We start from the raw sequence: 18,865 nt of genomic DNA, 5'->3' as shown, positions 1-18,865 counted from the left end.
GCCACCCACATGATTTCAAGTATGTTCTAACGTCGACCATCAAAAGGGGAGGCAACTAGGGAGAACGCCGACCGGACAATCAACTGGCGCTTAAAACCTGAGCTTACAAAAAGGAAAAAAGCGCACTAATCGCTCTAATCAAGATAAATTCTTGATTAGAGTTGCTTAAAATCCTTAGCATCCATGGAAACAACTTTTGAAGGAGGAAGCTGCCGTTCAAGCTCCAAAACTCGGTCGTACAATTCGAGAATTTTTGCGTCGGCTTCGCACAATAAGCTAACCAAGTGATCTCTCTGCTCAACAAGCTGGAGAATTCTGTCGTGAAGCTTCTTATTTTTTGCTCGCGCATGCAAACTAGCTTGTCGAGCAGACAATGGCTGGTTGAGGGATTTTTCCTTAATATAACTTTGAATCTCAGAAATCAGCAATGGAAAACGTGACTTCTTCAGTGAAGACGGATCGGTACCAGCTTCCTTCGCAACATTATTTTGACTTACAAGAGATCCTTTTGGAAGTCGATCTGGCTTGTTAGCTTTCAAACGCTCAAATGCTGCACGATATTGATCAGCAGCAGCCGGCCGAATTGTAGGACTACTCTGTTTTTCTATGTGAGATGACATTGCGATAAGCCTCCAAGCTGCGTTTCTGGGCATCCAAAGATGTTCTCAAAGGACTATTCGATTCGGCTGTAGAAATTAGCTCGTCTAGCAATGCATCAAGGTCGTTTATCTCATCCTGCTTGTCACAGTCATATAGCACGTCAGCGCATGGCTTAGGCCCATTTGGCAAATCCCCACCACCACAGCGAGCAATATTATCAATACCACCATAGGGGCATGGAGATCGACTTGTGCATACCCCGAGCAATACAGGACGAAAAGCTGCGTGCCCCTTTTCTGCCAAATCACTATTTTTCTTATAATCAGAAGTGGAAATTAGCCTAACAATCTCAGACTTTCTCTTGTCCCCATGCGGACTAATGAACCTCTCACTGGTAATAAGTTGCAACTGACGCCCTAAAGATTCGTACATCGCGCGGACATAAAGCGTGCTCGCCTTCTCCTCCAACCTAACTCTAGAATGATTTCGCCCATAATAAAGGCTCATAGCCCTCGTAACATGTTTCAGTTGATATTGCAAAGAAGCATCACTGACAAGACCAGAAGCTTGCATATTAACCGCACCAGTACGGCGCAACTGATGCCAAGCAAGCGGCCAAGGCTTGCCAACGGCATAATCGTTACTAAGAGTAGGCGTCACCAAACGAGCCAGATCATAATCCTGCTGTGTTATCTTCAATTTATCAAAGTCAAATAGCTTCTTGTGCCACTTTGTAATTACGTCCCAATAGGAGGGGATTCCAGGACGTAATCCTGTAGCCCTGCGTTGTTTGTTTACATGCCAAGGGTAAGACTTATAGTCATTTAGATATACGGAGGGTGAAGCGAGATCATCTAGTGCCTCTGGGTGACTGCCTAACTTAAGAAGCGCCACTACCTGCATAGCCTCGACAGCAGATTTAGCTGATGGTGAGGTCACCCAAAGAGCATTGAGATCAACTAAAGTTTTTGTGGTGCAGCCCCGCAACAAATAAATGCTCCCGAAGTCAGGATCCTGCTCAACATGCAAGCAATCACACTTCAAGTTCCATGCCTCTTCAGCACGCATAAGACTGAAGCTCAAAAGGTAGGCGAGACCCGCATGACTAATCAAACTAAAGTAACTTGTAAGATGACGAATATTCGCATCGCCACGCTCCATCACCAACCATTTGCAAAGCAAATCTTCGATTCCAAACTTAGCTAGCGTATCAGAGAACCGACCGAAGAATTTATAGCCTGTCCGCTTTCCACTTGTACAATAGGCGGGTGGACCAAATGGTCGTCGCGGCCTATCTTTTAGTGACCTGACGCCCTCTTGCTGGTGGGCTTTCATACAAAATAAGAAGCAGTTTCTGATTTGACTTTTATGTGCCAAAAAATCGTCGAGACATTCACGCAATCTTGTGACTTGATAGTGCCAAATTCTAGGCGGGATATAAGGTGTTTGTGATGTTTCGTGGTCAGGCACTGAAGCAGCGAGCCGGGCTATACCTCTACGGTCCAACAAAGTGAAACCTAATATATCCCGCCGCTCGAAAAGCTCATGCAATAAGACTAGGAACTCACCTGACCTAGACTTGGGAATGACATGAAAAAGACGATCAACTACATGGGGAAATCGCATCAAATTCGATGCAAGAACGCCTTCACGAGCGCATGCTACAAAAAGCTGACGCATCATGTCGAAGCGGCCCTTCAATGTTCTAACCCCCCTTGCACCGGTTGGGCCATACATCCACCAACCCATTACGACTCTCAATAGATCGGCATTGGCTTTATCAATCGGGGCTACATTCTTTTTTAGAGCACCGTCACCAAAATTTAACGTCAGACTTTTCCCTGCCCAAGGATCTAATCTCCAAATGACATCCCCCCAACGGCTTACAACTTGACCTGATTTGTCGATTACGATTGGCCAATCTGCGCGAGGCGGCCAAATATCAGGACGATAATTTGGAGCACTAGGAGTAACAAGTGGATGATCGATAGCTAAGGCAAGGTCATGAGACATAAATTTCACCCTTTTGCCGGCTTTTTATTTCAGCTAAGCGAATGAAACCATTCCACGCTGGATGGTGGTTTCCTTCATCTATTCGATGTTGCGCTTCGATGAACCAACTATTGCGAACATCGCTGCTTTCTTTAAAAAACGTTAGCTTTTCAGTAATCCGCTCTATCACCAACATAGCCGGATGGATGTCCTCAGCGTCATTTATTGGGGTGGCCTGAGAAAGTTCTAGCGACTTCAAATGCCTCAAACTAAAGAGGGACCAGACATGATCCTGGCTATCGATATCCCTATGTTGTGTACAAAAAAAACACCCTGATGAGTTTATACAATCAGGAACAGGAGCAGCTTTCACAGTACCTTCAACTGGCGAGGGCAAGGTCGAGAGACATCTGCCTGGTGCAGGCGACGCGAATGATGGATCGTATTGATGTTGAAACTGGGTTATTTCAACCTTAGCAATTTGCGGATGCGGATCGATATATGTACGAAGTAGAGTCTCAACTGAGTGCTGGGCTAAGTCTGCAACCTGACGGGGGTTTTTAGTCTCACGAAGTTGCCAGTTGATCCGGACACCTCGCATAAGACTTGTACCTAAAAATGGCAAACTAAGAGCGCGACATAAAACTTTAACATTTGTAAATTGAGGCGGTTTATCGGCTCGACTGCCACGCCGCACCAATGGAAACAAAAGACCATCAGCCTGGTCGGGAAACCACCTTCGACGAAATTCAAGATAATCCTCAAGCCATGACTTATAAGACTGGAAGATTTCGAAAAGAACCTCACCTTGGCGTCGTCTCTTAAAGGTACGAACCTGATAACCATCAAGATGACTAGTATAATGAAACTGCTCAAGCCGCAAACTGTAAGCCTGAGCTAGATTCAAGCCAGTTTGAGCTATAAAAATCAGAAGTTCACAGGCAATTCTCAAATTGACTAGCGGGTAGCGAGTTTGCAACGTTTTATCCGCCTCACGAGAAGATCGCCGCTTCAGTGATACAGCAATGCGAGAAAACCTTCGAGCAGGACTTGTCTTAGCTGCTATTTATTCTGGATCTTGCAAACGAGACCAGTGTAGATAAACCTGACCAGTACGTAGTGAGATAGAAACCGGCAATTCACCTATAGAGGCCTCCCACGACAGGGCAACACAAACATCTGAAAGCATGTGGCCGAAATTGAACAGCTTTTGCAAATCATGCTTATCAACTTTAGAGACATTTTTTCTAATTGATCCTAACTTGCGTATGCGGGTACTTTTAAGCAAGCTAACCTTACGATCCAGAATTCGATCCAACACATTACAACACCTGGTAACCCTGTCATACATCCATATTTCAGATATTGATCGATTGGTTCTTTTTAAATGAAGGAGATGGTCGGCATAACGGATAAATGATTCGGCGACGGAATCCATTGCAAGGCTGGCTCCAGACTCATCGCACCATGAAAAGAATTGCCGCAGAGCTCGAATTCTGTTCTCTACAGTATTACGACTTAGGCCGCTGACAAGATCAGCCGTCACATGCGCGTGAATTTGAAGCACTAACGGCATACGCTCATGAAGCAACGGATCCAATTCACCTAGCTCAATCTTCCGCCTAGCTACGTTAGATCTAGCCGATGCACCACCCTTGTACAAAAATATGATGAGATCCCATGGCGTCTCAGCAGTACCATACCTGAGCATAGGGAAAGTCAAGTTTAAATCATTGACGGCTTCCATTATTGCCTACCTTAAGATCGGCACCGCTGAATGCAGCCATAAACTTGTCAGCGAGCGCTTGCTTTACCGGAAGCGTCTGCACAAAGCGAATATATTTGAAAGTAGTAGCTTCAGAGTTCGGCCCATGAAGTAAAGCATCGCTCACAACAGCAATAACAAGTGCTGCGTCAGAAGTGACGGCCAAGGCTAATCGAGCCAACTCTGTGCCAAATGTGCATCGAGTTTGATGGAACCTGAAGCTACGAAGTACCTCCACTCCTTTCTGACTAGCCTTTCTCCTTATCGCGGACATCTCGACATTGATTGCGGAAGATTGGTTACTTTTCAGCCTCCCATAAGAATTTCCAAATCTGGTTAAAAAAACCAAGTCGCGATTTTCTTTTTTGGCCTTGGCTTGCCGCAGGCTCCTGCGCAAAGTTGCGGTATACTCCAACAGTTCATCCCGCAAGGCTTTGGGCATCCATACATGACCTGTCACATTAAACTTTGTATGGATTGGCGGTTGTGCACCAGGGCCAACAGCAAGCTTTAGAAGCGCAGGCGCATATGGATCGACAACCGCTTGGGCTAGGGCTGTGATTTTTAAATCGCAAATACTTCCAAGACGCATTCCAGTAAAGAAGCCAGTTGCTAACATTAAATATAGCTCGCGCGATCCATTCGCAGAAACGAAGTCTAATATAGACTCGCGGTCAGCGGACGATACTGGCAAGAGATTTCCTTCCAATCTAATCCCAGGCCTTTGTCTATTTGGAATGCCGAGGTCGGTAGTAATACCAGTAATCGTCCTGTTGAAGCCATGACTATCGAAAAAACTAAAGGCATAAGGAAGCTCTCGCCATAGTGGCACGTGCTCACCAAGCAGTTTATTCTCCTTAATCCAATGATAGAACATGATGCAATTACGCATGTACTCTGACGCGGTAGCAGGACTTATCGCGCCCGAATCCCGCAGTTTCACTAGGAATCCGCGATAAATAACCAAGCAGCGTTCTGACTTGCGACGAGGGAATTGAAACCAAGAGACATTTCGGGCTTCAAGAAAATTTGCATAGTTCAAAAGACCGTTCATGTTACTTGAAACAGTCTTTAGCGATGCCCTAGATGAAGTTGCACGTTCGACAGCCCAAAGATTTGCTTCTTGCCATGGCTTATTATTAGCCCAAAAGATTTGGGGGAGACCTTCAATGGCTTGTCGATTGCTTAAAGAATATATCGTCTTGTCTTCCGAAGGGACGACGACATAGGGAACGAAGCGCACACGCTCTATTTTTGCCATTTGTCGACCTCAACGAGGAGACGATGTCCATGGATGACATCACAAGGCTTGGGTGCCCCCACCATACACCTTGCCATTATCGATGCTGTAACGCTCCAGGCGCGGCACCAGGGTCGCCAGGGTGCGCATCACCCGATCGCTGAGATCGCCATAGAGGGCGTAGTTGGAACTGAAGGCCTCGACCTCGCCGCGCCGGGCCAGTTCGCGCACCTGGAACCAGGGCGCGGCCATGGCGATGCCCAGGCGCTTGGCCTCGGGCGAGCGGGCGATCACGCAACCGTCGTTGTTCGATAGCACCACCACCGGGCGCCCGGCGAGATCGGGGCGGAAGACCCGCTCGCAACTGCAATAGAAGGCATTGCAGTCGATCAGCGCCAACACCGACTCAGCCATGGCCAAAGCGCCTCAGGCTGTGGGTGGCTACACCCCACACCTCGAAGTCGTCGCGCTCGCCGATGACCAGGGGCGCATAGGCGGGATTTTCCGCCAGCAGGACGAAGTTCGCGCCGCGCCGGCCCAGGCGCTTGAGGGTGGGTTCGCGATCGCGCACCGCCACCACGATATCGCCGACCCGCGCCGGACGGGCGCGGTCGACGATCACCAGATCGCCAGGAAAGATGCCCACCCCGGTCATGCTGTCGCCACTGACCTGGATGACGTAGGTATGAGGAGCGCGCAGGTCGACCAGTTCGTCCAGCGAGACCTGGCGCTCCAGATGATCCTGGGCCGGCGAGGGAAAACCGCACGGCAGGCGAAAATCATAGAGCGGCAACTGGGTGTCGGACGACGCCAGGCAACCCAGGACGGTAACGGACATGACAAGGTGCTCCTGCGGATAACTGTCTATTTATACAGTTATCCGCAGGAGCCAGGTTGTAAAGTCGGACCTGGTTCCTGCCGATGAGCGGCGCCCTCAGGCGCTGAGGCGAAAGCGCGAGACCACGCTGCGCAGGTCCTGGGAGAGGCCCGCCAGGCGCTCGGCGGTACCGGCGTCGGACTCGATCCCGCTCAGTACCTGCACGGTACTGGCACGGATGCCCGTGGTGTTGCGGTTGATGTCCTCGGACACCGCGGCCTGTTGTTCCGCGGCGCTGGCGATCTGTACGTTGACGTCGACGATGCGTCCTACCGCGGAGCCGATGCTGGTCAGGCTGGCACTGGCCTGCTCGGCGGCCGCGACCCCCGTCAGCGCATGGCCACGGCTGGCCTGCATCTGGCCGACGGCCTCGCCGGTAGCGCCCTGCAATTGCTCGATGATGCGGCGGATCTCCTCGGTGGAGGTCTGGGTGCGCGAGGCCAGGGTGCGGACCTCGTCGGCCACCACGGCGAAGCCGCGGCCCTGCTCACCGGCCCGGGCGGCCTCGATGGCGGCGTTGAGGGCCAGCAGATTGGTCTGCTCGGCGATGGTACGGATCACCGCGATGACCCCGCCGATGGCCTGGCTGTGACTCTCCAGGGCGGCGACCTTGGTGGCGCTGAGATCCACCTCGGCGGCCAGGGCTTCGATGGCCTGTTGGGTCTGCTGCATCACCCGGGCGCCGTCACGGGTGGCCTGATCGGCCTGCTGGGCAGCCGCGACAGCGCCTTCGGTGTTGTTGGCGACGTCCGCCACGCTGGCGGTCATCTCGGTGATGGCCGTGGCCACCTGGTCGGTCTCGCCCTGTTGCGCCTGCATGGTCGAGCGTGCCTGACCGATGGAGCCGGCCAGGGCACCGGATGCCTGGGCGACTGCCTGGGAAGCCTGATCGACCTCGCGCAGCGAGCGACCGAAGGCCTCCAGCATCTCATCCAGGCTACGACCGATGTCGGCGATCTCGTCACGCCCGGACAAGGCGGCCCGGCGGCTCAGATCGCCCCGGGCAGCGGCGGCGGTCACCTCGACCAGCTCGGCGATCCCCAGGCGCAGGGCCTGGTAGATGCCGGCGAAGGTGTAGCTCAGCAGCAGCAAGGCCCCCAGGATCATGCCCAGCATCATATTGCGCAGCGCGGTCTCATAGGCCAGACGCTCGGCCAGCATCTGGGACAGAAGGCCCTGGGCCTCTTCCAGAACCTTGTAGTAGCGGGCGACCACGGCATTGCCCTGGGCACCCAGAGCGCGCCCGGCAACTACACCCTCCCCGCTCATGGCAGTCAGCATGCCCTGGCGGAAGTTGGCATAGTCGTCCGCCGCGAGCGCCAAAGAGCTCTTGAGGCGTTGCGCCAATTCAGGCGCCTGGCGCGCCAGCAGCCGCAAACCCTGCTCCAGTTCGTCGGCGGTCTGCCGCTCCTGGCGCACCAGGGTACGCGCCACATTGAGGGTGGCCGGATCGAAGTTGTTGGTAGCGCTCAGGCCGCTCGCCAGGCCGCGCAGCTGGCCGATGAGATTGATCTCCCGCGGCAGTCGCAGCGAGGTGATATCGATGAGAAAGAGGCTGGTGTAGTCGGCATCCAGCGCCAGGCCCGAGGTGGCCGAGACGTAATAGAAGAAGTTGAGGGTCTTGGTCAGCTGCTCATTCCAGCCTTCGAACACCTCCAGGGAGTTGCCTGAGGTGCCCTGCAACAACCGTTCGGCTCCCAGCCGCAGCTGGCTGACGCGATCGCCGGTTTCCAGCTTACCGCCGAGTTCACGATCCAGCTGCCCCAGGTCGTCATAGGCCTTGAGCAGGTTGTCGCGATTGTTCTGCCAATCCTGCTGCGCCGAGGTGTCGCCATCTTGGACACGCTTGGTTAGGGCACGCTGCAACATGCTCAGTCGGGCGACCGGGGTCAGCTGCGTCAGATAGCGTTGACCGTCGATCTCCTGGGTCAGGCTCACGCGCTGCTCCTGGATATCCTGATAGAGGTAGACGCTGAGAAACAGAAGCGGCACCAGAACGATGGTGGCGAGGCAGGCGAACTTGGCGGGAAACCTCAGGCGATTCATTATCGTTACAGCAGGGGTCAGCAGATTCATGGCTAGCTCGGGCGGCGGCGAAAGGGGTCATTAGGGCTGTACCGCCCTATTTGTGACGTAATAGACAAAAATTCTTGTAACAGTTTCGTCTCTATCGAGCTGTCGCTTCGCTTCCTTGGCTATTTGCCACTCGGCGGTCGAAAGCCGCCCCTCAACGGTCTTCGGATAGCTCTAGCATGCACGACTTATTGATTCGCAATGCCTTGGTGCTGGACGGCCACGACCGTCCGGGCAGGCCGCTCGATGTCGCTATCGCAGCCGGACGTATCCAGAAGCTGGGCGACCTGGCCACTGAACCAGCCCGAGAGGTCCGCGACGGCAGCGGCCTGGTGCTGGCGCCTGGCTTCATCGACGTTCACACCCATGACGACACCATGGTCATCCGCCGCCCCGAGCAGTTGCCCAAGCTCAGCCAGGGAGTCACTACCGTGGTGGTGGGCAACTGCGGCATCAGCGCCGCCCCGGTGCGGCTACGTGGCGAGCCGCCGGACCCGCTGAATCTGCTCGGCCCGGCCATGGCCTTCGTCTATCCCACCTTCGCCGCCTACCGCACCGCCGTGGAACGGGCGCAGCCCGGCGTCAACGTGGCTGCCCTGGTCGGCCACACGGCGTTGCGCAGCAACCACCTGGACGATCTCCAGCGTGCCGCCACTCCGGCCGAAATCGCCGCCATGCGCCTTGAATTGCGTGAAAGCCTGGCGGCTGGCGCCCTGGGGCTCTCCAGCGGGCTGGCCTATGCCTCCGCCGCGGCGGCGCCGACCTCAGAAGTAGCCGAATTGGCCGCGGAGCTGGACGCCGTGGGCGGACTCTATGCCACCCACCTGCGCAGCGAATTCGCCGCGGTGCACGAGGCCTTGGACGAAGCCCTGGACATCGGTCGCCAGGCCCGGGCACCGGTGGTGGTCTCCCACTTCAAGTGCGCCGGGGTGGACAACTGGGGGCGCGCACCGGAACTGCTCGGCGCCCTGGCCGAGGCCGCGCAGACCCAACCGGTCGGCTGCGACTGCTATCCCTATGCAGCCAGTTCTTCCACCCTGGATCTCAGGCAGGTCACCGACCGGCACCGCATCACCATCACCTGGTCCACCCCGCATCCCGAGTGCGGCGGCCGCGACCTGGACGCCATCGCCGCTGACTGGGGCCTGGACCTGCAGGAAGCCGCCCGTCGCCTGCAACCAGCGGGTGCCGTCTACTACGGCATGAGCGAGGCCGATGTGCGGCTGATCCTCGCTCATCCGCTGAGCATGATCGGCTCCGACGGCCTGCCCGAGGATCCCTTCCCCCATCCGCGCCTCTGGGGCGCCTTTCCGCGGGTGCTCGGCCATTTCAGCCGTGACCTCGGTCTCTTCCCCCTGCACACCGCCGTGCACAAGATGACCGGCCTGTCCGCCGCCCGCTTCGGCCTCAAGGATCGCGGCCTGATCGAACCAGGCGCCCAGGCCGACCTGGTGCTGTTCGATCCCGCCCGCATTCGCGACGTGGCCGACTTCAGCGAGCCACAGCGCCCCGCCGAAGGCATCCACGCCGTCTGGGTGAATGGCCGTCTGGCCTATGCGCCGGGCCAAAGCATCGACGAGCGCCATGGCCGCTTCCTGCCCCGTGCCGGGGACCTGCGGCAAACCTTCCCACGCTGCTGATCGAACGCTACCGGGTAACGTCCTGACCTGGTGCACCGCCGTTACCTTCCGCCACTTCCCGGTGCCACCCACGGCACCGAGAGCCTCTTCTTTGCTCGTCGTTCAAGCCAAGCCATTGATTTGCAAAGCCATCGAAAAAGCTGGCACAGTGACTGCAGTCTATTCCGTTGTTACGAACATTATTCCGCTATAACGGAAAAGGAGTCGCATGATGACGGGCAAGACGAAGGGGTGGAAAACACTGGCGCTGCTGGTGGGTCTGGTCGCCATGACCGGCGCCCAGGCGGCCAAGCTGGATGACGTACTCAAGCGCGGTCACCTGATAGTGGGTAGCGGCAGCACCAACGCCCCCTGGCACTTCCAGAGCGCCGACGGCAAGTTGCAGGGCTTCGATATCGATATCTCCAAGGTCATCGCCAAGGGCCTGTTCAACGATCCGGAAAAGGTCGAATTCGTCGTGCAGGGTTCGGATGCGCGCATCCCCAACCTGCTCACCGACAAGGTCGACATCAGCTGCCAGTTCATCACCGTGACCGCCAGCCGCGCCCAGCAGGTCGCCTTCACCCTGCCCTATTACCGTGAGGGCGTGGCCCTGCTCCTGCCGGCCAACAGCCGCTACCAGCAGATCGATGACCTCAAGGCGGCCAAGGACGACCTGACCGTGGCCGTGCTGCAGAACGTCTATGCCGAGGAGCTGGTGCACCAGGCGCTGCCCGGCGCCAAGGTCGATCAGTACGACAGCGTCGATTTGCTCTACCAGGCCCTGGGCACCGGCCGTGCCGACGCCGTGGCCACCGACCAGTCCTCGGTCAAGTACCTGATGACCCAGAATCCCGGTCGCTACCGCTCGCCCGACTATGCCTGGAGCCCCCAGACCTACGCCTGCGCGGTCAAGCGCGGCGAACAGGACTGGCTGAACTTCGTCAACACCGCCCTGCACGAGGCCATGACCGGTGTGGAATTCCCCACCTACCAGGCGTCCTTCAAGAAGTGGTTCGGTGTCGAGCTGCCGTCTCCGGCGATCGGCTTCCCTGTCGAGTTCAAGTGATCCTGGCCCGGCGCGGCCTGTCCGCGCCCTCTCGGTAGACGTCTAGCATGAACTACACCCTGAACTTCGCCCCCGTGTGGCAGAACCTGGATCACCTGCTGGCCGGGCTCGCCCTGGGTCTTCAGCTGGCCCTGGTGGGCATCGCCATCGGCTGCCTGATCGGCCTGGCCACCGCCTTCGCCCTGCTCTCGCCGGTGCGGGCGCTGCGCTGGCTGGCGGCGGGCTACGTCACCCTGGTGCGCAACACCCCGATCCTGGTGCTGATCCTGCTGCTGTACTTCGCCCTGCCCAGCGTCGGTATCCGCCTGGACAAGCTCAGCTCCTTTCTCATCACCCTGGCGCTCTATGCCGGCGCCTACCTGGCCGAGGTGTTTCGCGGCGGCCTCATGGCCATTCCCAAGAGCCAGCGCGAGGCGGGCCTGGCCATCGGCCTGCGCGAATGGCAGATCAAGGCCTACGTCATCATTCCGGTGATGCTGCGTAACGTCCTGCCATCGCTCTCCAACAGCTTCATCTCCTTGTTCAAGGACACCTCCCTGGCGGCGGCTATCGCCGTGCCGGAGCTGACCTACCAGGCACGCAAGATCAACCTGGAAAGCTACCGGGTCATCGAGACCTGGCTGGTGACCAGCCTCCTCTACATCCTCACCTGCTACGTCATCGCCCTGCTGCTGCGCCAGCTGGAACGACGGCTGAGCCTGACCCGCTAGGAGCCGTATCGTGTACGAAGCCCCCTCCTGGTTCCTGGAATTGTGGAACGCCCGCCAGACCCTGGCCGCCGGTTTCGCCACCACCCTGGCCTGCTCCGTGCTGGCGGTACTGGGCGGCACCCTGCTCGGTACCCTCGGCGGCCTGGCGCTGACCTATGGTCGCTGGCCGCTGCGCCTGCCGTTCCGCCTCTATTCCGACCTGATCCGGGGTACCCCAGTGTTCGTGCTGGTGCTGGCCTGCTACTACATGGCACCGGCCCTGGGCCTGCGGCCCACGCCCTTCCAGGCCGGCACCGCGGCGCTGCTGCTGTTTTGCGGCTCCCATGTGGCGGAGATCGTCCGCGGCGCCCTGCAGGCCATTCCGCGTGGCCAGCACGAGGCGGCCAAGGCCATCGGCCTGACCTTCGCCCAGAGTCTCAAGGAGGTGCTCCTGCCCCAGGCGCTGCGCCAGATCCTGCCAACCTGGGTCAACGCCTCCACCGAGATCGTCAAGGCTTCCACCCTGCTCTCGGTGATCGGCGTGGCCGAGTTGCTCCTGAGCAGCCAGCAGGTCATCGCCCGCACCTTCATGACCCTGCAGTTCTATCTGTTCGCCGGGCTACTGTTCTTTCTCATCAACTTCGCCATCGAGCGGCTCGGCCGCTACCTGGAAAAACGGGTGACCCTGCCATGACCGACCTCAACGCTCCCCTGCTCAGCATCGACGGCCTGCACAAGAGCTTTGGCACCGTGGAGGTACTCAAGGGCATCGATCTCGCCCTCCATCGCGGCGACGTGGTCACCCTGATCGGCTCCAGTGGCTCGGGCAAGACCACCCTGCTGCGCTGCGTCAACCTGCTGGAAGACTTCCAGGGTGGCAGCATCCGGCTGGCCGGCGAGGCCATCGGCTACCGTGAAGACAGCGGTCGCCGCCAGCGCCTGCCGGAACGCGAAATCGCTCGTCAGCGCTCGCTCACCGGCATGGCCTTCCAGCAATTCAATCTGTTTCCGCATCTCACCGCCCTGGAAAACGTCACCCTCGGCCTGCGCAAGGTCAAGAAGCTGGGCAAGGACGAAGCCATAGCCATCGGCGAGCAGTGGCTGCGCCGGGTCGGACTGATCGAGCGCCGCGATTACCATCCCGGCCAGCTCTCTGGCGGTCAGCAGCAGCGCGTGGCCATCGCCCGCGCCATCGCCATGAATCCCAGTCTGATGCTGTTCGACGAACCCACCTCGGCGCTGGACCCGGAGCTGGTCGGCGAGGTGCTGGCGGTGATCAAGGACCTGGCCCAGGATGGCATGACCATGCTGCTGGTGACCCACGAGATGAGATTTGCCCATGAGGTGTCGGATCGCATCGTCTTCATGAGCCAGGGCCGCATCGAGGAGCAGGGTCCGCCCCGCGAACTCTTCGAGCGGCCGCGCTCCACCCGTCTCGCCGAATTCCTCGGCCGGACCTCTTTTTGAATCCCATCCCCGCTACAGGAGCACCCTTATGAGCATCATCCGTTACGGCGCCGGCGAACGCGGCGCAGGTGGCCAACCCCTGCCCTTCGCCCGCGCGGTGGAAGCCGATGGCTGGCTGCACGTCTCCGGCCAGGTGGCCATGGAGAATGGCGAGATCATCGACGGCGGCATCGTCGCCCAGACCCACAAGACCATGCAGAATCTGATCGCCATCCTCAATGAAGCCGGCTACGGTCTGGAGCACGTGGTACGCGCCGGCGTCTGGCTGGACGATCCGCGTGACTTCTGGAGCTTCAACAAGGTGTTCGCCGAATACTTCGCCGGCAACGCCCCGGCGCGCGCCTGCGTGCAGTCCTCCATGATGGTGGACTGCAAGGTCGAGATCGACTGCATCGCCTACAAACCCAAGGCCTGAGACAAATCGCACAGATGACCGAACCTACCCGCCAGAGAGCCCGCGGCCTGGACCGCGCCTTCGATATCCTCGATCACCTCAAGCGGGTGGGTCGGCCGCTGCGCCCCAACGAGATCGCCGCCGGCCTGGGCATTCCCAAGTCCACCGTCTACGACCTGGTCGGCCTCTTGCTGGAGCGGCACATGCTCGATGCCGTGGGCCGCGACGGCCAGGTCTACCTGGGCCGCGAGCTGTACTTTCTCGGCCAGGCGCACCTGCGCCACTTCGACCTGGCCCGCGAGGCTGGGCTGCTCTTGGACGACATCGTCGCCCAGACCCGCGAGACCGCCCAGCTGTGCCAGCTCAACGGCCGCAAGTACACCGTCTCGCTGATGAAGGAAGGCGCCCGCGCCTTTCGCATCTCCTCCAATGTCGGCGAGGACGCGCCCATTCCCTGGACCGCTTCCGGACGACTGCTGCTCGGTCATCTGAGCGATGCCGAGATCCTCGCCCTGATCGATCCGGACGACTTCATCCTGCCCGATGGCAGCCGCCTGCCCCCGGCGACCTTTATCGCCGAGATCCGTAGCGCCTGCGCCGAAGGCTTCTTTTCCTTCGACAGCATCGCCGACACCTACACCCACTGCTTCGCCGCCCCGGTGCAGGATGCCAGCGGCCTGAACATCGCCACCCTGTGCATCGTCGCACCCCGTGCCGACGCCCAGGCCCACCATGCCGAGTACCGCCAGGTACTGGTCGACAGCGCTCTCCGCCTGTCCCAGCGCCTGGGCGGCCAGGAGAATCCATGACCGCTCTACATGCCCCCGAGAAAGGCGCCGCCAGTCCTGGCGCCAGCCTGCTCCGCGACATCGCCCTGCCCGCCCTGGTCATCCACCAGGACGCACTCGACCACAACATTGCCTGGATGCAGGCTTTCGCCAGCGACCGCGGCGCCGAGCTGGCACCCCACGGCAAGACCAGCATGGCGCCGGCGCTGTTCCAGCGACAACTGGTCGTGGGCGCCTGGGGCATGACCCTGGCCACCGCGGTGCAGACTCGCGCTGCCCAGGCCCACGGCGTGCGTCGGGTACTGATGGCCAATCAGCTGGTGGGAGCGCCGAACATGGCGCTGATCGCCGAACTGCTCACCGCCGATCCAGACTTCGACTTCCATTGCCTGGTGGATCATCCCGACCAGGTCAACGCTCTGGGTGCATTCTTTGGCGCACGCGGCCTGGCGCTGCAGGTGATGATCGAATACGGCGTACCCGGCGGCCGTTGCGGTTGCCGCAGCGAAGCCGAGGTGCGCACCCTGGCCCAGGCCATCGCCAAGCAACCGGCACTGCGGCTGACCGGCATCGAAGGTTACGAGGGCGTGATCCATGGCGCCGAGGCGGCCACCGACATCCGCGCCTTCGCCGATTCCCTGGTGCGCCTGGCCGAGGAGTTGCGTGGCCAGGGCGCCTTCGCCCTCGACCGGCCCGTCGTCACCGCTTCGGGCTCGGCCTGGTACGACCTGATCGCCGCCGCCTTCGACCAGCTGGAAGTGCGCGAGCGCTTTCTCGCCGTCATGCGTCCCGGCAGCTATGTGGTCCATGACCACGGGATCTATCGCGATGCCCAGTGTGGCGTCCTGGCCCGCACCGGTCTCGACGAAGGCCTGCAACCGGCGCTGGAAGTCTGGGCCCACGTGCAATCCATGCCCGAACCCGGTTTCGCCATCCTCGCCCTGGGCAAGCGCGACATCGCCCACGATGCCGGCCTGCCGCTGCCGCTACGCCGCTACCGGCCGGACCAGACCGCCAGCGAAGCCGTCGATGTCAGCGACTGTACCGTCACCGCCATCATGGACCAGCACGCCTTCATGGTCGTCGCACCAGGTACGGAGCTGGCCATCGGCGACATCGTCGCCCTGGGCACCTCCCATCCTTGCCTGACCTTCGACAAGTGGCGCCAGGGCTGCGTCGTCGACGAGGGGCTGCAGGTGGTCGAGACCTTCGCGACCTGCTTCTGAGGCGCTAGGGACGCAGCTCGCCCTCTTCCTCGCCATCCCAGTAGCGGATGCGCTCGGCATGCACCTTGATGAGAATCATGCCGGGCGTGTCGGTGCCCTGGGGAAACCAGCGATTGAGATTCTTGGTCCAGTGGGCCTCGAATTGCGCCTTGTCGCGGATCAGCTCGGCATGCCCTTCGATGCCGATGAAGATGCCGGGCTTGCCCAGTAGGCTCTTACCCTCGCTGAAGCTCAAACCCACTGCCGGATCAGCCTCGATGTCGCGGATCTTGGCCGAATCCTCATAGGCGTAGAACCAGGAGTCGCCGTCGTATTCGACGTCGCCGTTATTGCTCATCGGCCGGCTGGTCAGACGCCCGGTGCCAGTAGTCAGCATGCAGAAATCCAGATCGCTCATCGCTTTGGACAGGTCGTGCAGGGTCTTGTCGGCCATGGGTATTGCTCCGGTAGGGGGCAGGCAGTGCCCGTCTGAATTCAGACCCGGAGCTGCTGTCGCTTGGTTCCGACGCGCAGCCGCCGACCCGGCTTTTCAGACGGACTGCGCTGCCGACTTCAGGTCCCCCTGGGCTTGGCCCGCGCCGTCGGTTCGGCGATCAGCGGATCGTCCGGCCAGTAGTGCTTGGGATAGCGACCCTTGAGGTCCTTCTTCACCTCGCCATAGGTGTTGGCCCAGAAGCTGGCCAGGTCCTGGGTCACCTGCACCGGACGCCGCGCCGGGGAAAGCAGGTGTAGCTTGACCGCCAGGCGCCCACCGGCGAGGCGCGGGGTATCGGCCAGGCCGAACAGCTCCTGCAACCGCACCGCCAGCACCGGCGGCTGCTCACTGTAGTCCAGGCGGATGTTGGAGCCGGAGGGTACCGCGAGGGTGCGCGGGGCCAGCTCGTCCAGCTGGCGCGGCAGCGGCCAGGGCAGCAGGCCCTGGAGCATGGCGGTCAGATCCAGGGTAGCGAAGTGGGCCAGGCGGGTGACACGGTCCAGGTAGGGCAACAGCCAATCTTCCAGGTTGGCCAGCAGGGCCGTGTCGCTGACGTCCGGCCAGTCGCTCGCCTGCTTCTGCTGCAGATCCAGCTGGCGCAGCAGGGCCACCCGCGCCTGCCACTGGCGCAATTCCGGCGTCCAGGGCAGCAGCTCCAGGCCCTTGCGCCGCACCAGCCCCAACAGCGCGCGGCTGCGGGCCGCGGCGTCCAGGTTCTTCAGCGGTTCGCGACTCAGCACCAGCTGGCCGACCCGTCGCTGGCGCTCGGCGCGCAGGACGCCTTCGCGCTCGTCCCAGTCCAATTCATCGTGACTCACGACCTGCTCGGCCAGCGGCCCTTCGAACAATGCCGGATCCAGTTCGGCGGCCAGGTAGATGCGTTCCTCGCGCTGCCCCTGGCGACTGCCCAGGTCGGCCACCACCAGCCAGGGCGATTTCATCAGCCCGTCCGGCTCGCCAAAGCTGGCGGCCCGGCCATTGGCCAGGCGATAGTCCTGGCCGCCGGCCTTGCGCTGCTGGGCGATGCGATCCGGATAGGCACAGGCCAGCAGGGCGCCGGTCCAGCGCGGGTGCTCGGGATCAGCCACCGGCTGCCCGGCCGGGCCGCGCAACAGGCCGCGGTACTGACGGACCAGCTGGCGAATGCGCGCCACCCCGCCACGCGGACCGCGCCCCTCACCGGCCAGGAGCAGCAGGCGGGTATGCAGGTCGGCGCCCTGCCCCGGGGCCAGGTCGCGCTCGCCCAATAGTGCGGCGATCGCGCAGGCGCGCTCGGCCAGGCCCCAGGCCTGACCACGCAACAGCAGGTGCGCCAGCCGCGGATGGGCCGGCAGACCGCTCATGGCCTGACCGTGGCTGGTGAGCACACCCTGAGCGTCCAGGGCACCCAGGCGCATCAGCAGGTCGCGGGCCTGGGCCAGGGCGGCGGCGGGCGGGGGATCGAGCCAGGCCAGCTCCTCGGCGCTCATACCCCAGCGGGCCAGTTGCAGCGCCAGCCCGGCCAGATCGGCCTGGAGAATCTCGGCGCTGTCGTAGGCTGGCAACTGCTGGTGCAGCTCCTCCGACCAGAGGCGATAGCAGACGCCCGGCTCCAGGCGGCCGGCGCGGCCCTGGCGCTGGGTGGCCGAGGCGCGGGAGATGCGGCGGGTGGTCAGGCGGGTCATACCGCTGCCGGGATCGAAGGCCGGCACCCGCGCCAGGCCCGCGTCCACCACCACCCGCACCCCTTCGATGGTTAGGCTGGTCTCGGCGATATTGGTGGCCAGCACCACCTTGCGGCTGCCGGCCGGCGCCGGCTCGATGGCGGCGCGCTGGGCCGCCAGCTCCAGCTCGCCATGCAGCGGACAGAGCAACACCCCGGCAGGCAGCTGCTCCGTCAGGCGCTCGGCGGTGCGCCGGATCTCCGCCTGCCCGGGCAGGAATACCAGCAGGCTGCCAGTTTCCTCGTCCAATGCCTGCAACACCGTGGCGGCCACCCGCGCTTCCAGGCGCTCGTCCTGGCCGAGCGGTCGACTCCAGCGGGTCGTGACCGGAAACATCCGGCCTTCGCTGCGCACCACCGGCGCCTCGCCAAGCAAGGCAGCGAGACGCTCGCCTTCCAGGGTGGCGGACATCACCAGCACCTTGAGCGGCGTATCGCGCAGCAGTTCGCGCCCGCTCAGGGTCAGCGCCAGGGCCAGATCGGCGTCCAGACTGCGTTCATGAAATTCGTCGAAGATCACCAGGCCGACACCGTCCAGCGCCGGATCATCCTGCAGCCGCCGGGTAAGGATGCCCTCGGTGACCACTTCTATGCGGGTGCGCGGCCCTACCCGGCTTTCCAGGCGGATGCGATAGCCCACCGTCTCGCCGACGCCTTCACCCAGCTCCGCGGCCAGACGCTCGGCTGCGGCGCGGGCCGCCAGCCGTCGGGGTTCGAGCAGCAGGATGCGCTGACCGGCCAGCCAGGGTTCGTCCAGCAGCGCCAGGGGCACCCGGGTGGTCTTGCCGGCGCCGGGCGGCGCTTCCAGCACACAGTCATCACGGCGGGCAAGGGCCTGGCGCAGCTCGGGCAGGACAACATCGATGGGCAAGGGCGTCATGGGGCTCGG

Annotated in this window: 17 protein-coding genes and 1 pseudogene; 8 read left to right on the top strand and 10 right to left on the bottom strand. The window is 60.6% G+C overall.

The window, feature by feature from the left end; all coding sequences use genetic code 11:
- Positions 1 to 155: 155 nt before the first annotated feature.
- The 8 genes and pseudogenes from LRS53_RS19440 to LRS53_RS19405 form a co-directional block, all read right to left on the bottom strand.
- Positions 156 to 620, bottom strand: a complete 465-nt coding sequence (locus tag LRS53_RS19440; RefSeq protein WP_231357001.1) for a hypothetical protein — start codon at positions 618 to 620, stop codon at positions 156 to 158.
- The gene (locus LRS53_RS19435; RefSeq protein ID WP_231357000.1) at positions 592 to 2,613 is read right to left on the bottom strand and encodes a hypothetical protein; all 2,022 of its coding nucleotides are present in this window, start codon (positions 2,611 to 2,613) and stop codon (positions 592 to 594) included. The genes LRS53_RS19440 and LRS53_RS19435 overlap by 29 nt, the downstream gene beginning before the upstream one ends.
- Positions 2,603 to 3,571, bottom strand: coding sequence for a hypothetical protein (locus LRS53_RS19430; RefSeq protein WP_231356999.1), 969 nt, complete (start codon positions 3,569 to 3,571; stop codon positions 2,603 to 2,605). Before LRS53_RS19430 ends, LRS53_RS19435 begins: the two co-directional genes overlap by 11 nt.
- Before the next feature lie 87 nt (positions 3,572 to 3,658).
- Complete coding sequence (locus tag LRS53_RS19425) at positions 3,659 to 4,339, bottom strand: hypothetical protein (RefSeq protein WP_231356998.1); 681 nt, start codon at positions 4,337 to 4,339, stop codon at positions 3,659 to 3,661.
- The gene (locus tag LRS53_RS19420; protein ID WP_231356997.1) at positions 4,323 to 5,618 is read right to left on the bottom strand and encodes a tyrosine-type recombinase/integrase; all 1,296 of its coding nucleotides are present in this window, start codon (positions 5,616 to 5,618) and stop codon (positions 4,323 to 4,325) included. Before LRS53_RS19420 ends, LRS53_RS19425 begins: the two co-directional genes overlap by 17 nt.
- Before the next feature lie 78 nt (positions 5,619 to 5,696).
- Positions 5,697 to 6,011 (bottom strand): annotated as a pseudogene (locus LRS53_RS19415) (Y-family DNA polymerase); the annotation flags it as partial.
- A complete protein-coding gene (locus LRS53_RS19410) occupies positions 6,004 to 6,435 on the bottom strand; it encodes a LexA family protein (protein WP_059313673.1) in 432 nt (143 codons plus the stop codon). The pseudogene LRS53_RS19415 and the gene LRS53_RS19410, both read right to left, overlap by 8 nt.
- Before the next feature lie 96 nt (positions 6,436 to 6,531).
- On the bottom strand, positions 6,532 to 8,550 hold the full coding sequence (locus LRS53_RS19405) for a methyl-accepting chemotaxis protein (protein WP_231356996.1): 2,019 nt from the start codon (positions 8,548 to 8,550) through the stop codon (positions 6,532 to 6,534).
- Positions 8,551 to 8,726: 176 nt separating this feature from the next.
- Here LRS53_RS19405 and LRS53_RS19400 point away from each other — a divergent pair, with 176 nt between their 5' ends.
- The 8 genes from LRS53_RS19400 to LRS53_RS19365 all read left to right on the top strand — a co-directional run bounded on the left by LRS53_RS19400 (position 8,727) and on the right by LRS53_RS19365 (position 15,799).
- Positions 8,727 to 10,187: an N-acyl-D-amino-acid deacylase family protein gene (locus tag LRS53_RS19400; RefSeq protein WP_231356995.1), complete on the top strand. Its 1,461-nt coding sequence runs from the start codon at positions 8,727 to 8,729 to the stop codon at positions 10,185 to 10,187.
- Between the two features lie 268 nt (positions 10,188 to 10,455).
- Complete coding sequence (locus LRS53_RS19395) at positions 10,456 to 11,235, top strand: transporter substrate-binding domain-containing protein (RefSeq protein WP_231357090.1); 780 nt, start codon at positions 10,456 to 10,458, stop codon at positions 11,233 to 11,235.
- 47 nt (positions 11,236 to 11,282) lie between these two features.
- Complete coding sequence (locus tag LRS53_RS19390) at positions 11,283 to 11,945, top strand: amino acid ABC transporter permease (protein ID WP_231356994.1); 663 nt, start codon at positions 11,283 to 11,285, stop codon at positions 11,943 to 11,945.
- A 10-nt stretch (positions 11,946 to 11,955) separates the two neighbouring features.
- Complete coding sequence (locus tag LRS53_RS19385; RefSeq protein WP_160924018.1) at positions 11,956 to 12,618, top strand: amino acid ABC transporter permease; 663 nt, start codon at positions 11,956 to 11,958, stop codon at positions 12,616 to 12,618.
- Complete coding sequence (locus LRS53_RS19380) at positions 12,615 to 13,391, top strand: amino acid ABC transporter ATP-binding protein (RefSeq protein ID WP_231356993.1); 777 nt, start codon at positions 12,615 to 12,617, stop codon at positions 13,389 to 13,391. Before LRS53_RS19385 ends, LRS53_RS19380 begins: the two co-directional genes overlap by 4 nt.
- Positions 13,392 to 13,419: 28 nt before the next feature.
- Positions 13,420 to 13,806: a RidA family protein gene (locus LRS53_RS19375; RefSeq protein ID WP_059313667.1), complete on the top strand. Its 387-nt coding sequence runs from the start codon at positions 13,420 to 13,422 to the stop codon at positions 13,804 to 13,806.
- Between the two features lie 14 nt (positions 13,807 to 13,820).
- Positions 13,821 to 14,594 carry an IclR family transcriptional regulator gene (locus LRS53_RS19370; RefSeq protein ID WP_231356992.1) on the top strand — a complete coding sequence of 258 codons (774 nt, stop codon included), beginning with the start codon at positions 13,821 to 13,823 and terminating at the stop codon, positions 14,592 to 14,594.
- Positions 14,591 to 15,799 (top strand): amino acid deaminase, encoded by a 1,209-nt coding sequence (locus LRS53_RS19365; RefSeq protein WP_231356991.1) that lies wholly within the window; start codon positions 14,591 to 14,593, stop codon positions 15,797 to 15,799. The genes LRS53_RS19370 and LRS53_RS19365 overlap by 4 nt, the downstream gene beginning before the upstream one ends.
- Before the next feature lie 4 nt (positions 15,800 to 15,803).
- On the opposite strand, the gene LRS53_RS19360 is transcribed toward LRS53_RS19365, so the two are convergent.
- Positions 15,804 to 16,232, bottom strand: a complete 429-nt coding sequence (locus tag LRS53_RS19360; RefSeq protein WP_093254001.1) for a pyridoxamine 5'-phosphate oxidase family protein — start codon at positions 16,230 to 16,232, stop codon at positions 15,804 to 15,806.
- Positions 16,233 to 16,351: 119 nt separating this feature from the next.
- On the bottom strand, positions 16,352 to 18,856 hold the full coding sequence (gene hrpB / locus LRS53_RS19355; protein WP_231356990.1) for an ATP-dependent helicase HrpB: 2,505 nt from the start codon (positions 18,854 to 18,856) through the stop codon (positions 16,352 to 16,354).
- Positions 18,857 to 18,865: the final 9 nt, after the last annotated feature.

Origin of the sequence: Pseudomonas sp. PLB05, from assembly GCF_021106615.1 — a bacterium.
Taxonomy (GTDB): Bacteria; Pseudomonadota; Gammaproteobacteria; order Pseudomonadales; family Pseudomonadaceae; genus Chryseomonas; species Chryseomonas benzopyrenica.
The sequence above is the reverse complement of the archived record's forward strand: the minus strand, read 5'-3'. Positions and strand labels throughout refer to the sequence as shown.

Coding starts and splice junctions, on each gene's coding strand:
- hrpB (WP_231356990.1), bottom strand. CDS start 18,856: ATGACGCCCTTGCCCATCGATGTTGTCCTGCCCGAGCTGCGCCAGGCC.
- LRS53_RS19435 (WP_231357000.1), bottom strand. CDS start 2,613: ATGTCTCATGACCTTGCCTTAGCTATCGATCATCCACTTGTTACTCCT.
- LRS53_RS19420 (WP_231356997.1), bottom strand. CDS start 5,618: ATGGCAAAAATAGAGCGTGTGCGCTTCGTTCCCTATGTCGTCGTCCCT.
- LRS53_RS19400 (WP_231356995.1), top strand. CDS start 8,727: ATGCACGACTTATTGATTCGCAATGCCTTGGTGCTGGACGGCCACGAC.
- LRS53_RS19390 (WP_231356994.1), top strand. CDS start 11,283: ATGAACTACACCCTGAACTTCGCCCCCGTGTGGCAGAACCTGGATCAC.
- LRS53_RS19360 (WP_093254001.1), bottom strand. CDS start 16,232: ATGGCCGACAAGACCCTGCACGACCTGTCCAAAGCGATGAGCGATCTG.
- LRS53_RS19365 (WP_231356991.1), top strand. CDS start 14,591: ATGACCGCTCTACATGCCCCCGAGAAAGGCGCCGCCAGTCCTGGCGCC.
- LRS53_RS19395 (WP_231357090.1), top strand. CDS start 10,456: ATGACCGGCGCCCAGGCGGCCAAGCTGGATGACGTACTCAAGCGCGGT.
- LRS53_RS19375 (WP_059313667.1), top strand. CDS start 13,420: ATGAGCATCATCCGTTACGGCGCCGGCGAACGCGGCGCAGGTGGCCAA.
- LRS53_RS19440 (WP_231357001.1), bottom strand. CDS start 620: ATGTCATCTCACATAGAAAAACAGAGTAGTCCTACAATTCGGCCGGCT.
- LRS53_RS19405 (WP_231356996.1), bottom strand. CDS start 8,550: ATGAATCTGCTGACCCCTGCTGTAACGATAATGAATCGCCTGAGGTTT.
- LRS53_RS19380 (WP_231356993.1), top strand. CDS start 12,615: ATGACCGACCTCAACGCTCCCCTGCTCAGCATCGACGGCCTGCACAAG.
- LRS53_RS19425 (WP_231356998.1), bottom strand. CDS start 4,339: ATGGAAGCCGTCAATGATTTAAACTTGACTTTCCCTATGCTCAGGTAT.
- LRS53_RS19410 (WP_059313673.1), bottom strand. CDS start 6,435: ATGTCCGTTACCGTCCTGGGTTGCCTGGCGTCGTCCGACACCCAGTTG.
- LRS53_RS19370 (WP_231356992.1), top strand. CDS start 13,821: ATGACCGAACCTACCCGCCAGAGAGCCCGCGGCCTGGACCGCGCCTTC.